Source organism: Pseudomonadota bacterium (assembly GCA_027624955.1).
Classification (GTDB): domain Bacteria; phylum Pseudomonadota; class Alphaproteobacteria; order UBA828; family UBA828; genus PTKB01.
Genome location: JAQBTG010000037.1, coordinates 27,447 through 41,516, shown reverse-complemented (window position 1 = coordinate 41,516; position 14,070 = coordinate 27,447). Strand labels below are relative to the sequence as shown.

The following is a 14,070-nucleotide window of genomic DNA, read 5'->3' as shown; positions in this document are numbered from 1 at the left end:
TTTTTGTGGAGTTCTTGAGAGAGGTCGCGAACGATGCGCGGCAGCTTGCCCCATGCGTTTCCGATCGGCTGCATGCGCGTTTGCATAACACTTTCCTGCAGCTCCGAAGTTACCTGATTGAGCCGTAGCAGCGGGCCGTCGAACTCGCTCTTTCGCTGGTCGCGCAGAATTTGCATCAGCTGGTTACGCGTAAGGACAAGCTCGCTAACCACGGTCATCAGACTTTCGAGCACATCCACATTCACACGGATGGTCTGCACGGCAACGGAAGCTGCGGCTTTCGTCGCAGCCTGCCCGCTATTTTGCGGTGCCTCGTCTTCTGCGTTTTCGTCTGCTGCCGGCATACCCATCGGGGCTCTTTCGCTTTTATCTGTAGCCGGTAGAGCAGTGCTCCCGCGTAAGACAATCTCGCTGCTCGCGGCGAAAATCTCGGTAATTCTCGCGGACGCGTTGGCCGGCAATTCCAGTTCTTGCAGGGCAATGGTCAAATAGGCAGACACGGCATCGAAGTGCTCATCATCCAGGCCGGCGTTAACCAAATCGGCGTGAACCGTGGCCAAGTTATAGTTTGTGTCTGCCTTCGGGCCACCGATCGCTTCGCACGCATAAGCGCAATGCACTAGTTGCAGAACGTCTATATCGCCCTTGCTGTAAATCGGCTGCAGCCGCTCGTCAGCCATTACTTTGCGATAAAGGCAATCGAATATGGCGTCCATCGTCGAAAGGCCGCCGATGCTTTTATAAATATCAGCGTCGTCCTCAATCGGTAGTGCCAACGCCGCGTTGACTTCGGCTTCGTCGGCGGCGGGCTTCCCTATGGCCTGCGCGTCGTCGTCGCCCGGTGCCGCAATTTCACCACTTCCTTCAGCCCAGGCGTTTAGCTTGGCGATCAGCACGGCATCGTCGCCTTGCGGCTCAGTGCCGAATTCGCCAATCGCCGTGACCAACACCTTAATGGCGTCGATGGATTCAAGAATTAGCGTTACTGCGGCTGGCGTCACTTCCAGTTCGCCGTCACGAAATTTGCCGAGAATGTTCTCACCGGCATGGGCCACCGATTCGAGGCGCGGTAGATCCAAGAAACCCGATGTCCCCTTTAACGTATGAAGCACCCGAAAGATGCTGCCCAGTAGGGCAGGGTCATTGGGGTTCTGTTCGAGGGTTACCAGTTCGGCATCGAGAACCTCGATCCCTTCAAGGGCTTCCGCGAGAAATTCGCCTAGCAAATCATCCATGAGGTGTGTCTCTGTTGCGTGTGATGGGTTCCGGGTGGGATGCCAGCGCAGCATCAATGTCGCGCACACAATGAGCGAAACAGATTAATAGTTCTCTAAAATTTGCGGCACATTCTGCAGCCGAAGTCAAAATCTGTGGATGTCGGCAACCCACCGCAATAGCGATAGGAATTCAAATTCCAAAATTAAGCGTTCGTTTACCCGCCTGGCGTATCTCTGATGTCTCGTGCTCTGCGTAGTTTGGTATATGCCCTGCGGTCGAGCGTGCAGCGCACGTTTGGAGATTAATACGCGCTTTCGAAAAGTGAGGACTAAACCTATGGCCGTAAATAAGGAAACGATGGAGATTCTCATCGTCGACGATTACAAGACGATGCTCAGAATCATCAAGAATTTGCTCGTGGAGATCGGCTTTAAGAATATTGACGAGGCTTCCGACGGTAGCCAGGCGCTGAAGGCGTTGCGCGAGAAAAAGTACGATTTGGTGATTTCCGACTGGAACATGGAGCCGATGACTGGTTTCGAACTCCTGCGCGAAGTGCGAGCCGACGAGCACCTCAAGCCATTGCCATTCATAATGATCACTGCCGAATCCAAGACCGAAAACGTAATTGCGGCGAAGAAGGCCGGCGTGAATAACTACATCGTCAAACCTTTCAACGCCGTCACATTGCGTTCGAAGGTTGCAGCCGTTATCGGAGAGTTCTAATGGTTCCCGAAAAATTGCGCGGCAAAGTTGATTCACTCTATCAAGAGGTATGGGGCCTGGCGCGTGACATCGTGCAGGCGCGCGCGCAAATCGCCGAACTGCGGCCGGGAGCCTTGAAACGCGACAACTTGCCACGCGCCATCGAGGAAATGCACGAAATTGTCAAAACCACGGAAGTCGCGTCGAACGCCATCATGGAATCGGCCGAAGCGATTACCGACGCGATGCCCGAACAAATCGATGAAGAGTTTCGCGAGATCGTTCAAAAATCCTGCCAACGCATCTTCGAATCCTGCGCATTTCAAGATTTAACGGGACAACGCATCAGCAAGGTAATGTTGACATTGCGTTTGATCGAAGAGCATTTGGAGACACTGCAGGGGTTGCTCGGCGCCGAGTTTGACGATCCCGAAGCAAATGCAACGCCCGAAGGAGATGCCGATCTACTCGCCGGCCCCGCCCTAGAAGGCGAAGGCATCAGCCAGGACGACGTCGATAAAATGTTCGACAGTATGTGAACGTCGAGATCATTTAAAAGCCGTCCGCGCTAAAAAAAATAAGGCACGCCGGAAGGGTCCGGCAGACCAAACCCGCTTGATGGCGAAAATAAAAGACGACAAGATCCACAAAAACTTCGCTTCAGCCAACGCCTCGATTCACAATCATTTCAATCTCAGGCGTCACCTGAACTGCGGTGAGATGTTGCAATACAACCGATGAAATAGCGAAATCGGATTGTGCAGCTGCCACGTCTACTTATGGCCTCTGTCCGCCTCAACTTGGTTCAGCCTTTCAAAGCGGCGTGATGCAGAGAGCGCTCTATCAGGGCAGGGTCGGCATTGCCACCAGAGAGAATGAGGCCGACTTTTTTTCTTGCCATTTGTGCTTGCTCTTGTAGCAACGCGGCCAGGGGTGCGGCGCCAGCACCTTCGGCAAGATTGTGTGTGTCGGTTAAATAATGCGCCATAGCCGCCAAGATTTCATCGTCGCTGACGGTGACAATTCGCTCAACCCCTGTGCGAATAATCTCCAGCGCGTCGGCAGCCGGGACCCGGCAATCCAGACCGTCGGCAATTGAAAAGGAGCTGTTGGTGCTGATCAGTTTGCCGGCCTCGAACGACAGCGCGTAGGCCGCGGCGTTTTCACTGACGACACCGACGATTTGGGTTTTCAGGCCAAGCGCCTCACGCGCCGCAATCGTGCCGCAAGCGCCTGAGCCAAGACCGATTGGCACATAGATTGTGTGCAGGTCGGGCACGGCGTGAAAAAACTCCAGTGCATAGCTCCCGACACCTTTCACCAAACCCATGTCGAAGGAGGGGATGAATGTCACGCCTTCGCCGTCGGCGAGAGTCAGGGCGTGTTCGTAGGCTTCCTGGAAATCGACGCCGTGTTCGATCAATTCCGCACCAAATGCCTGCATCGCCGCATTCTTACCAACAGCATTGCCCTTCGGGACAACAACCGTTGAACTCAGTCCGGCGCGCGCTGCAGCAAAAGCGATGCTTTGACCATGGTTGCCGCGTGTCGCAGCAACCACCCGGTTGGTATGTCCTTGGCGCTTGAGTGCGTCAATATATACCAGGCCACCACGCACCTTGAAGGCACCAATCGGCGTGTGATTCTCATGTTTGACCCAGACTTCCGCACCGGCACGCAGGCTTAGCAATGGCCAGCTTATTTGCGCCGTTGGCGTTAGGGTTTGGTGGACTAGTTCCGCTGCTTGTTCGAGCTCACCTAAATTAGGAAGTTTCATGACATCTCCAGTTTTTCAATGGCTGCACTATAGCCGTTCAGTCCGCGATGAGCATGATTCGGTCGCTTGTCTGTACACTGGCCGTCACGAATCGTTCCACAGGTAATTGATGCGATGCAGAATTGGTACGATGCTGTCACTGCAAAAAATTTCTGCCACCAAACCAGGAGGAATGCATGGCGTGGGACTACATCATCGTTGGCGCCGGATCAGCTGGTTGCGTTCTAGCCTACCGTCTTTCAGCGGATCCGAAGAACAATGTGCTGCTTTTGGAAGCCGGTGGCAAAGACAATTCGCCGCAGATTCGAGTGCCTGGCGGCGAGGTCAAGGCGATCAACAATCCGAAATTTAATTGGCAGTACATGTGCGAACCCGACCCCTCGCTGAACGGAAGAATCGACATGTGGCCCGGCGGCAAAGTGTTGGGCGGCAGTAGCTCGATCAACGGCATGGTCTATCTGCGTGGCCAGCACGAAGATTATGACGAGTGGGCCCGGCTGATGGGCAATCGTACGGACTGGAGTTACCGCGATGTGCTGCCTTACTTCATTCGAATGGAAAAAAACCCGCTCGGCCCGAGCGAATATCATGGTGCCGACGGCCCGCTCGAAGTTACCGATACGCCTTCACCACATCCGCTCACGGCTGTATTTCTGGAAGCGGCACAGCAGGCCGGCATTCCGTTCAACGCCGACGTAAACGGTGAAACGCAAGAGGGCGTTGGCCCCAGTCAGGGCACGATCCGTTTCGGCCGGCGAAATAGCACCGCACAGGCTTATCTAAAACCGGCGCGCGCGCGTGCAAACCTGACGGTTGTCACGGGTGCGAAAGCAGACAAAGTTATATTCGAAGGCAAGAGGGCCGTCGGTATCCGCTTCCTGCGGGACGGCCAGGTTCAAGAAGAACGCACCGCGGGTGAAGTGATTGTCGCCTGTGGCGCTATCGCGTCGCCCACGGTCTTGCTGCGTTCGGGTATTGGCCCAGAGGCCCATTTACGCGAGATGGGCATCGAAATTGTTCACCACAGCGCGGGCGTCGGGCAAAACCTCCAGGAGCATCCTGTGGTCTGGGTTGCGGCCTATGTAAATATCTCCACCTACAACATGGAACTCACGCCCTATTATTACGTTAAGCACCTCTCCAATTGGCTGTTGCGCGGCAAGGGCGCGGCGGCAAATTCAATTTCGCATGCCGTGGCATTCCTGCGCACCCGCCCCGAAACGGAGACCCGGCCAGACATCCAACTGCATTTCACACCGGTGGGATATGATTTTGGGCCGGAGGGGTTGTCGATGATGAAGCGCCCGGCAGTGACGATTCCGGTAAACGTCTGCCGGCCAAGCAGTCGAAGCGACATTTGCCTGCGCGCCTCAGATCCGAATGAGCCGCCCAAGATTAATTCTCGCCTGCTAGAGGACGAAGACGATCTGAGACGCATGATCGACGGTTGCCGCATCGTACGAAGGATTGTCGACGCTCCAGCTTTCCAAAAGCATTTCGAGGGCATAGCGCTGCCCAAGAGTGATGTCGATATGCAGAGCGACGCAGATATGGAGGGTTTTATTCGAAGCCACACTCTGCCGACCTACCATCCTGTGGGCACGTGCAAAATGGGTACGGACGAAATGGCTGTGGTCGACCCGCGATTGCGTGTCATTGGAGTTGAGAACCTGCGCGTTGTGGATGCCTCGGTCATGCCAATCGTGACGAGCGCAAATACCAATGCTCCAACCATCATGATCGGTGAAAAGGCGTCAGACATGATCCTGCAGGATGCGCGCGATTGACGATTGAATTCTGGTCTTCGCATCAAGTCGGGGGTTTTAGTCGCGATATATTAATACAGCGAATAAGTGTGATTGTAAGACGGTCAATAATACGAAAAAAAGGTGTAAATATTGTGGGGGAGTCAAGCGACGCAATAATACATTTGTCACTTGTAATATTCTGTCTTAACCTCTGATACTGATCTTGCGTGGCGTCTGCCGCGCTTCGGCATCAATTATTTTGCTCGTTGGGAGACTCGACCAGTATTTCCTGATTTTGGACTGCGTAAGCCGCTGGGCGAGTGAATTCAGACGACGTCACGGGTCAATACAGAGCCCGGACCGTCATTGGGAGAAGATTTATGACCAAAACGACACGCCGGACGTTTCTCAAAACTGCTGCCGCCGCAGGCGCCGCAACCGCACTTGTTGGCAAGGCACCCTATTTCAAGAAAGCCCTCGCACAAGGGCGCAAAAACATCACTTATCTTCAAACCGAACCGTTGACGGCAAGTTGGGATGTTACATCGCACACAATTTTGGCTCAGATTTATTTCGAACATCATGTGTTTGGAAAACTGATTCAGACGCCGATGACCCAGTCCGACCCGGAAGAAATTCAATTTGATTTGGCGATCGGGCACCGGGTCATCGATGAGAAGACCATCGAATACACCCTGCGTGACGACGTATATTTCCATGCTGGCCAAAAATTCGGTCCGGAAGATGTGAAAGCGACGATCGAATACGCGTCCAACCCGGAACGTCCGGCGGGCACATGGTATCCAGGTCAGGCGGAAGCCGAAGTCGTTGATTCTCGGACCGTCCGTTTGCGCGCCGCCGACGGCGCCTATCCTGGTTCGCTGTTTTATTTTCTGGCGGGCTTCCTGCCGATCATGTCTGCCGACGATATTAAAAATAATGCGATCGGCGAACGCCCGAACGGAACGAGCTACTATAAGTTCGTTGGTCGGGACGGTCCTACCACTCGCCTTGAGGCCTATGACAAATATCACTTCGGCAAGCCAGAGATTGAGGAATACATCTCAACCTTTGTGGGCGACGCGAACACGCGTTTGTTGAGCCTGCTTGGCGGTGAAGCCGATCTGATCGAGCGGATCGAGCCAGAACAGTACGAAACGCTCCTCACTGAAGATGTCGACGTCGTGCGGACGATCTCTACGGAAAACAAATACCTGCATTTCCGCTGTCAAAAGCCGCCATTTGACGATGTGCGGATCCGTCACGCCGCCTGCCATGCCATCGACCGCGAACTGATCCTTGAAATCATGGGTCCGGCCGGACACAAGTCGAATGGCCAGTTGTCGCCAGTTAAATTCGGCTATACCGACGATATTCCTGGATCTCCGGAATATGACCCCGCACGCTGTCAGGAACTATTGGCGGAAGCAGGTTATCCGAAGGGCGATGGTTTGCCCGACATCGAGTATCTGACCTCGGTTGGCTTCTACCCCAAGACCAAGGAATACGGCGAAGTCATGACGGCGATGCTGCAAGAACAGGGATTTCCCGTCACATTCACCGTGATGGAAGTCGCAGCATGGCTCGACAAAGTATTCGACAAGGGTCCGACCGGTACACAGCTTGCTGATACGGGTTGGATGACCGGTTCGCCCGAGCCTAATCTGGTGGTTCGGCCGATGTGGCACTCCGATGGCCAAATCTTGAGCAACTGCGTCAACGACGAACTCGACGGCGTTATCGATTTGCAACAATCCATCGGCGATCCAGCTGCTCGTAAAGCGGCTATTCAAACCAAGCTGATGCCGGCTCTCGCCAAGCAAATGCCGAGTTTCGGATTGTTTACGTCGGTGCTTATCCACGCACACAATAAGGGGTTGAAAGACCTTTATATTTATCCAAACGGCCCGATGGATCTTTCCAAGGCCACTTGGTCAGCGCTCTAAGGCAATTGGGAGCCGCACCGTCCTGCGGTGCGGCTCCCCACGTCTTTTCCAGACAATAGAATATGGCCTTTATACTCACGTTCCTGCTGCGGCGGCTCGCCCAAGGCGTTGTTGTCGTCTTCTTGGTTTCTTTTTTGATCTTCACGCTGTTGCGGATCATTCCGGGAGATCCTGTTCGCATGATGTTGGGCGCCAACGTCAGCGAGGCCGTGCTGGAGCAAAAGGCGGCGGAACTCGGCCTCAGAGACCCCATTCACGAGCAGTATGGCCGCTACATCGTCGACTTATTCAATGGCGATCTCGGTCAATCCTATCTGCTTGGCGAATCAGGCGGTGCAGCACCCACGGCGCAGTCGAAACAAGGCGGGCGAGTCACCGAGGAAGGTGAACGGGAGCGCGAGGAATCCCTCAAAACCCGGCGCGCACATGTGATCAAATTAATCGGCGACGGTTTGCCCTATACATTGCAGCTAGCTGGTCTCGGTCTGTTGTTTACTCTATTCGTCGCGGTGCCGCTCGGAATCGCTGGCGGCCTGAAACCCGAAAAATGGCAAGATAGGATCGCCTTCTTTACGAGTTCGCTGTTTGTGTCTCTGCCAAATTTTTGGCTGGCGCTTGTATTGATTCTGCTGGTATCCACACGAGCAAATTTGCTCCCCGCTATTGGCTACAAAGGTTTTAGCTACACGATATTGCCGGCGATTGTGCTCGCGGTGGAGCTGGCGCCGATAATCATTCGCGGGCTCTCTGTAGCCATTGCCGGAAACCTGCAGCAAGGCTTTGTCGATGGCGGTCGATTGCGCGGCCTGCCATGGCGGCAAATAGTTTGGCGGCACATTGTCCGCAATTCATCAATTCCGATGCTCAATCTCTTCGGCGTACAAATCGGCGGGCTACTGCTCGGTGGTGTGTTTGTGACCGAGTATATCTTCGACTATCCGGGTGTCGGTAAACTTACGATTCAGGCTGTCCTGCAGCGCGATTTTCCAATTATCCAAGGGGTCGCGATATTGGCCGCAGGAACCCTCGTTTCGGTCAACATATTTGTTGATCTAATCGCGACATATATCGATAGAAGGCTTAAGTACTGACGTGGCGACGGAAGATTTGACAGTGGTTGCTAGTGGCAAAAAACGCGGCGTCGGCACGACACGGCGGATGTTTCAACTCGCCTGGCGCATGCGCGGGTTCCAATTCGGATTGGGTACTTTTCTTGTTCTTGTCCTTGCAGCAGTTATCCTGCCAGAAGCCACCGATTTATCAGCAACGAAGATAAATGTACGCGCGAGGTTCACCCCGCCGTTTTTCATGGAGGGTGGAACGCTTGCCCATTTGGCCGGCACCGATCAACTCGGGCGCGATCTGCTGCTTCGGTCGTTAATCGGGCTGCGTAACGCCCTCGGCATTGGCGTGGCCAGTGTGTTCTTGATGTTCATTCTGGGTTGTACGCTCGGCATCATCTCGGGCTATTGGGGCAAATGGGTTGACACGATTCTCATGCGCGTGACCGATGCGCAGCTTTCGGTGCCCCTCATTGTGCTGGCGATCACGATTTTGGGCGTAACGCGGCCGAGCGCGGGTACCATCATTGCTGTACTGGTGCTGGCCGGCTGGCCAATCTACGCACGCGTCGTGCGCAGCGTCGCACTGGCGGAACGAGAACGAGAATATGTGCGCGGTGCAAAGATCCTGGGCGCGTCCGACATTAGAATAATGTTGATTATGATTGCGCCCAATATCCTGCCGCCGATTGCCTTTGTGGCCGTGCTCGATGTCGCGCGCATGATGATATTTGAGGCGCTCTTCGGTTTTATCGGGATCGGTATTCAGCCTCCCACGCCAACCTTCGGCAACATCATCTCGGACGGCACCAAATACATCATCAACAATTGGTGGATCCCGACGATGCCGGGTCTCTTGCTGATCATTGCGCTGCTCAGCATCAATGTGATGGGTTCTGCACTGGAGCGGGCACGAAATAAGATTTTCGCGGGAGTAATCTAATCGTGAGCGAGCCAATCCTACTCCGGGTCGAAGACGTCTCCGTCGACCTCGTGCGTGGTGGGAAATCAACTCCGGTGCTGCGCAACGTCTCCTTTGACCTCATCGAACGCCAGGCGCTTGGCATTATCGGAGAGAGCGGATCCGGCAAGACAGTACTTTCGCGTGCGGTGATTGGTGCAATAGATCCGCCGCTGGTGTTTACTTCGGGAAAAGTCATCTATCGAGGCCGGGAATTGATCGGCGAGAGCCGGAGCGAGATCGAATCGATCCGTGGACGTGAAATCGGCTATATCGGCAACAACCCGGGCAGCGCGCTAGATCCCACTATTCCTGTTGGTCATCAGATCGTCGAGAAACTAAGAGCCGTCGAGCCGGGTGTCAGCAAAGCAGAAGCAAAACGCCGCACCATCGAGATGATGAAGGCGGTGCGCTTACCGCGACCTGAGGAACGGTTTCACGAGTTTCCGTTTCAGTACTCTGGCGGCATGATGCAGCGTGCGCTGATCGTAGACGCGTTGATTACGAACCCTACGTTTCTCATCGCGGACAATGTAACCCAGCCGCTTGATGTGACAATTGCTGCCCAGATCATTCGGCTCATGCACGAACTGCGCGAAGATTTTGGCACAGCGATCATTTTTGTGTCGTCTTCTCTCGCGGTTGTTCGCGAAATTGCCGACGACATTATTGTTCTAAATCATGGCGAAATTGTTGAACGCAGCACGCCCGCCAAGATTATTTCGGCACCTTCCGTCGATTACACTAAGCAGTTGCTTTCCCAGATACCTCGAATTTGGGAGACAGAGGAAAAATTTATACCGGAAGAGGCGGTGCGGGATGAGAAAGTGATCCTGCGCGTCGAAGACGTATACAAGACCTATCGCGTGAAAGATCCAAAACGATTCTTCGGATACAACGATGTGGAAGCCGTACGCGGCGTCACGTTCGATGTGCACGCTGGCGAAAATTTTGGCATCGTCGGTGAATCGGGCTGCGGTAAATCGACTCTTTCGCGCCTGCTGAGTTGGGTGGAGGCGCCGGAAAGAGGAACGATCTGGTACGAAGATGCAGATCTTTCTAAGATGAAGCGGCGCGATATTATTGGGCTGCGGCGTCGCTTCCAGCTTCTTTTACAAGACCCCTATAATGCCTTGCCACCGCATCTGGCCGTGGGCCGCACGATTGCCGAACCCCTGATTATTCACGGTGGGTTGAACTCCAAGGAGATTCGAGACCGGGTCCGTGCCGTCATGGCGGAAGTCGGCTTGTCGGATTCGCTGTACGGCGACCTTTTGGTGGGTTTGAGCGCAGGGCAAAGACAGCGCATCAACCTTGCCCGTGCACTGGTACTGGAGCCGCAACTCCTGATTCTTGACGAAACGCTATCGGCGCTTGATCAGGTGGAGCAATCGCGCTTGTTGGAGACGTTTGAGCGGCTGCAACAGGAGCACGGCTTTACCTATATCTTCATCTCGCACGATCTCGCGATGGTGCGCCGTGCCTGCACGCGAATTGCCGTGATGTATCTAGGCAAGGTGGTTGAACTGGCCGACAATCACAGCGTCTTCTTCGATCCTGGTCATCCCTACACGCGCGCCTTGTTGAGCGCAGTGCCGACAATTGAAGAACGCCGTTATAACGCCGAAGAATGTCTGCTTGAGGGTGAGCCGCCAAGCCCGATCGGCATCCCGCCAGGCTGTAGTTTTATGGCGCGATGCCCGCTCGCGATGGAGCAATGCGTTAAAGATGAACCATCTCTTGAAGCCCGCAAGCGCGGCGTGAGTGCGTGTTTTAGAGCCAATGATTCCGATCAGGAACTTGTCGAGGCCGCGCGCCAAAACAAGGAGCTGCGTGCCCGGCTTTTCGGTGGGACGCCCCTCTGAGGTCGGTGAGACGGCTGTTTTATTTGGGCAACACTTATCTGAATCACGTTCAGTTTGTCTGACAGTAGGCTTGCGATGCGCAGGGGCTCTGCGGCACGCGGGTTGTGCAAGGGCAGGGGCCTAACTTGCTGAATTCTGTCGCCTTTCGCCTCGACTTCATCTGGTCCGCAAACCATACTCCGGCGCGCCATGCATCCGCCTTCCATCTCCTGCTCCGCCAATCAGCACGCTTTTAGCGGCATGACGCGTTGAGTTCCAATCGATGTTAGAGAGCGCCGTCTTTTGGGGGGCGGGCTGTGCGGTTGTTTGGGGATTCTCGGATTACTTTGCGCGTCTTGCCGGCCGTTCAGTTGGTGCAATGGCGGCGACATTCGCGGTGATGGCAGTTGGCGCCGTCCTGATCGCTGCCATCATGCTTGTGATGGGGGAGGCGATAGATTGGCGGCTGGACGGCTTGCACTGGCTACTGGCCATCGGCGCAGGCACGACGATCGGCGCGATGTTGTTTTTCTATGCCGTCACGCATGGGCCGCTATCACTCGCTGCGCCCATGGTCGCGAGTTATCCGGCGGTGGCGGTGCCGATATCCGTTGCGCTCGGCGCCCGGCCGGGGCCGATAATTTGGGCCGCGATGGTTATCACCTTGGCCGGCATCTGGCTGGTGGCGCGAACTGTCTCGGCCAACGGCGGAAACAGTGAGGCAAAAGAATATACCCCCGCCGCCATCCGCAGAACGATCATTTTTTCGCTTGCCGCCGCCAGTATTTTTGCGGCCTCGCTCACCGCGGCGGACAACGCCATTCAAATGTACGGCGCATTGCAGACTGTCTTAGTGGTGCGCCTAACGGGCGCCTTCGTGCTTATGATTGTGGTGTTTGGTCGGCGTCGAGACCGGGCGCGCTTCCCGTTTCGCGCCTGGCCGGTGCTGGTGGCATTCGGTGTGCTCGATACACTTGGCCACCTGTTTCTGTTTTTTGGCATCGATACAGCGCACGGCGAATACGCCATAGTCGCCAGCGTCGCGTATACCGCTGTCACCGTGTTGCTCGCGCGCGTTTTTCTGCGCGAGCCGGTGTCGCCGCTGCAGTGGGCTGGCGTCGGGTTGACGGTGGGCGGCGTTGCCATCCTCGGAGCGTTCGGCTAAAGGCCAGTCCGAGGGTTCTTAATCTGTGCGGCTGGTGACCTCAAGCAAGTGGTAGCCGAACTGAGTTTTCACCGGCCCCTGAACTTCATTCACCGGCGCAGAAAACACGACAGTGTCGAATTCCTTGACCATCTGGCCCGGGCCAAATTCGCCGAGTTCGCCGCCCTTGCTGCTGGACGGGCAGGTCGAATGTTCGAGCGCCACTTCGGCGAAGTCCTCGCCGCCGGCGATTTTCGTCTTGAGCTCTTCGCAAAGAGCTTCGCTTTCAACCAATATGTGCCGTGCGCTGGCTTGAGCCATTGGGAGCCTCCGTATGATTTCCAGTTGGTGATTCGCAGATTGCGGTGCCTGCCCTGCACGGACAGGCGGCGCAACATAACCGCTGAGAGCCGGCGTGAAAAGAGCTGGTGTCTAAAGGGTTTGGTCTTCGGCTCGTGGTTGGATGTCGACATCCGCGATGTACGGCAAATAACACACTCAGCTGCCAACAGCACGCCACCCGCTGCTCCTACAGGAATCACCCCTTGTCGGTTGCGGAGTTTAGTTGAGGAGCATTGCACATTTCTTAGGGGCACCATCTAGCAAAACAGTCCCGCACCAGATTCGGCGCGCCAGATGCTCGGACCTATTTCAACTTTGCAGGCCTATGCTGTGTTTTATCGCCCGGCCAACGCGAAATAAAAGCTGGTGCAGTATATGTTGCAGGCCTGGTCAGGCAGTGCGCCGGATCAGGAACGAGAAGACTCCGCCGTCTTCGTTCGATTCGAGCAGTTGGTTGCCCGTTTGGCGGCAGAAGGCGGCGAAATCCTTTACCGCGCCCGGGTCAGTCGCAAGGACTTCCAGGGTGCCGCCGGTGGGGATGCTGCCGAGCGCTTTTTTAGCCTTGAGAACCGGTAGCGGGCAGTTGAGGCCCTTGGCGTTGAGGGTTTGGTCGGCCATTGGAGGGTCTCCGATATGCCGGCGAATAGCCGACAGGCTCAAATGAATAGATTGATATCGGATTTGAGCGCGGTTTCGATATAGGTTGCGGCACCGCCCAGTTCCGGCCCGTCGATCAGATCGTCGAGCTCGTATTCGAATAGGTCCATGCTCATCTGGCAGGCGATCATTTTGACGTCGGATTCGACCGCGGCGTCCCGCAATTCCTCGATCGACGCCACGCCTTTCTTATCGATCAATTTCTTCATCATGCCCGTGACCACGCCGTCGGCGCCGGGCAGCATGCTCATCATGTTGGGCAATCCCAAATGCATGCCCATCATCGGCATTTTCATGCCCGGATTGCCGAGTGTGGAGACGCCCAGGTCGAGTTTCTTGTGCAGCAGGTTGAGGCCATAGAAGGTGAAGAACATCGAAACGTTGAGTCCCATCGCGGCCGCAGTGGTCGCGAGGATAAGCGGCGGATAGCCCCAATCCAGTGTGCCCTTAGTCACGATCAGAGACATGCTCTTCGAATTATCAATTCGATCGCCGCTCGTTACTTCGTCCTTCATGTGCCTCACTCCTCGCGGTGGAGAGCGCCTCAAGGCGCTCTCCAGCAGTTCGTTTTGTATTAAATTAATAAATACCAATAATAATTTTGATGGATTGGCATTTTACCTAGTCAAGCTACGTAACCTATCTCAAGCGCCCAGAAATACGAAGA

13 protein-coding genes are annotated in these 14,070 nt (G+C 55.1%); 8 read left to right on the top strand and 5 right to left on the bottom strand.

Annotated features, from left to right (window positions below; translation table 11 throughout):
- Positions 1–1,235, bottom strand: a 1,235-nt coding sequence (locus O3A94_13660) for an Hpt domain-containing protein (GenBank protein MDA1357298.1), incomplete at its 3' end; no start/stop codon positions are given.
- Between the two features lie 319 nt (positions 1,236–1,554).
- Between O3A94_13660 and O3A94_13655 the strand changes: the two genes are divergently transcribed.
- A complete protein-coding gene (locus tag O3A94_13655; GenBank protein MDA1357297.1) occupies positions 1,555–1,944 on the top strand; it encodes a response regulator in 390 nt (129 codons plus the stop codon).
- A complete protein-coding gene (locus O3A94_13650) occupies positions 1,944–2,462 on the top strand; it encodes a chemotaxis protein CheZ (protein ID MDA1357296.1) in 519 nt (172 codons plus the stop codon). Before O3A94_13655 ends, O3A94_13650 begins: the two co-directional genes overlap by 1 nt.
- A gap of 266 nt (positions 2,463–2,728) precedes the next feature.
- Here O3A94_13650 and O3A94_13645 read toward each other — a convergent pair whose 3' ends face one another.
- Positions 2,729–3,700, bottom strand: coding sequence for a threonine dehydratase (locus O3A94_13645; GenBank protein ID MDA1357295.1), 972 nt, complete (start codon positions 3,698–3,700; stop codon positions 2,729–2,731).
- A 176-nt stretch (positions 3,701–3,876) separates the two neighbouring features.
- On the opposite strand from O3A94_13645, the gene O3A94_13640 reads away from it, so the two are divergent.
- The 6 genes from O3A94_13640 to O3A94_13615 all read left to right on the top strand — a co-directional run bounded on the left by O3A94_13640 (position 3,877) and on the right by O3A94_13615 (position 12,425).
- Positions 3,877–5,487, top strand: a complete 1,611-nt coding sequence (locus O3A94_13640) for a GMC family oxidoreductase N-terminal domain-containing protein (protein MDA1357294.1) — start codon at positions 3,877–3,879, stop codon at positions 5,485–5,487.
- A 341-nt stretch (positions 5,488–5,828) separates the two neighbouring features.
- On the top strand, positions 5,829–7,394 hold the full coding sequence (locus O3A94_13635; protein ID MDA1357293.1) for an ABC transporter substrate-binding protein: 1,566 nt from the start codon (positions 5,829–5,831) through the stop codon (positions 7,392–7,394).
- A 62-nt stretch (positions 7,395–7,456) separates the two neighbouring features.
- A complete protein-coding gene (locus tag O3A94_13630; GenBank protein ID MDA1357292.1) occupies positions 7,457–8,485 on the top strand; it encodes an ABC transporter permease in 1,029 nt (342 codons plus the stop codon).
- Position 8,486: 1 nt separating this feature from the next.
- Positions 8,487–9,398: an ABC transporter permease gene (locus tag O3A94_13625; protein MDA1357291.1), complete on the top strand. Its 912-nt coding sequence runs from the start codon at positions 8,487–8,489 to the stop codon at positions 9,396–9,398.
- Between the two features lie 2 nt (positions 9,399–9,400).
- Positions 9,401–11,281, top strand: coding sequence for an ABC transporter ATP-binding protein (locus tag O3A94_13620; protein ID MDA1357290.1), 1,881 nt, complete (start codon positions 9,401–9,403; stop codon positions 11,279–11,281).
- A gap of 262 nt (positions 11,282–11,543) precedes the next feature.
- Positions 11,544–12,425 carry a DMT family transporter gene (locus O3A94_13615; GenBank protein MDA1357289.1) on the top strand — a complete coding sequence of 294 codons (882 nt, stop codon included), beginning with the start codon at positions 11,544–11,546 and terminating at the stop codon, positions 12,423–12,425.
- Between the two features lie 18 nt (positions 12,426–12,443).
- On the opposite strand, the gene O3A94_13610 is transcribed toward O3A94_13615, so the two are convergent.
- The 3 genes from O3A94_13610 to O3A94_13600 all read right to left on the bottom strand — a co-directional run bounded on the left by O3A94_13610 (position 12,444) and on the right by O3A94_13600 (position 13,918).
- On the bottom strand, positions 12,444–12,725 hold the full coding sequence (locus O3A94_13610; GenBank protein ID MDA1357288.1) for a peptidylprolyl isomerase: 282 nt from the start codon (positions 12,723–12,725) through the stop codon (positions 12,444–12,446).
- A gap of 411 nt (positions 12,726–13,136) precedes the next feature.
- Positions 13,137–13,364: a sulfurtransferase TusA family protein gene (locus O3A94_13605; protein MDA1357287.1), complete on the bottom strand. Its 228-nt coding sequence runs from the start codon at positions 13,362–13,364 to the stop codon at positions 13,137–13,139.
- Positions 13,365–13,402: 38 nt separating this feature from the next.
- Entirely contained in the window at positions 13,403–13,918 is a 516-nt protein-coding gene (locus O3A94_13600) for a DsrE/DsrF/DrsH-like family protein (GenBank protein ID MDA1357286.1), read from the bottom strand.
- Positions 13,919–14,070 lie beyond the last annotated feature (152 nt).

Coding starts and splice junctions, on each gene's coding strand:
- O3A94_13655 (MDA1357297.1), top strand. CDS start 1,555: ATGGCCGTAAATAAGGAAACGATGGAGATTCTCATCGTCGACGATTAC.
- O3A94_13640 (MDA1357294.1), top strand. CDS start 3,877: ATGGCGTGGGACTACATCATCGTTGGCGCCGGATCAGCTGGTTGCGTT.
- O3A94_13610 (MDA1357288.1), bottom strand. CDS start 12,725: ATGGCTCAAGCCAGCGCACGGCACATATTGGTTGAAAGCGAAGCTCTT.
- O3A94_13630 (MDA1357292.1), top strand. CDS start 7,457: ATGGCCTTTATACTCACGTTCCTGCTGCGGCGGCTCGCCCAAGGCGTT.
- O3A94_13605 (MDA1357287.1), bottom strand. CDS start 13,364: ATGGCCGACCAAACCCTCAACGCCAAGGGCCTCAACTGCCCGCTACCG.
- O3A94_13635 (MDA1357293.1), top strand. CDS start 5,829: ATGACCAAAACGACACGCCGGACGTTTCTCAAAACTGCTGCCGCCGCA.
- O3A94_13615 (MDA1357289.1), top strand. CDS start 11,544: ATGTTAGAGAGCGCCGTCTTTTGGGGGGCGGGCTGTGCGGTTGTTTGG.
- O3A94_13600 (MDA1357286.1), bottom strand. CDS start 13,918: ATGAAGGACGAAGTAACGAGCGGCGATCGAATTGATAATTCGAAGAGC.
- O3A94_13650 (MDA1357296.1), top strand. CDS start 1,944: ATGGTTCCCGAAAAATTGCGCGGCAAAGTTGATTCACTCTATCAAGAG.
- O3A94_13645 (MDA1357295.1), bottom strand. CDS start 3,700: ATGAAACTTCCTAATTTAGGTGAGCTCGAACAAGCAGCGGAACTAGTC.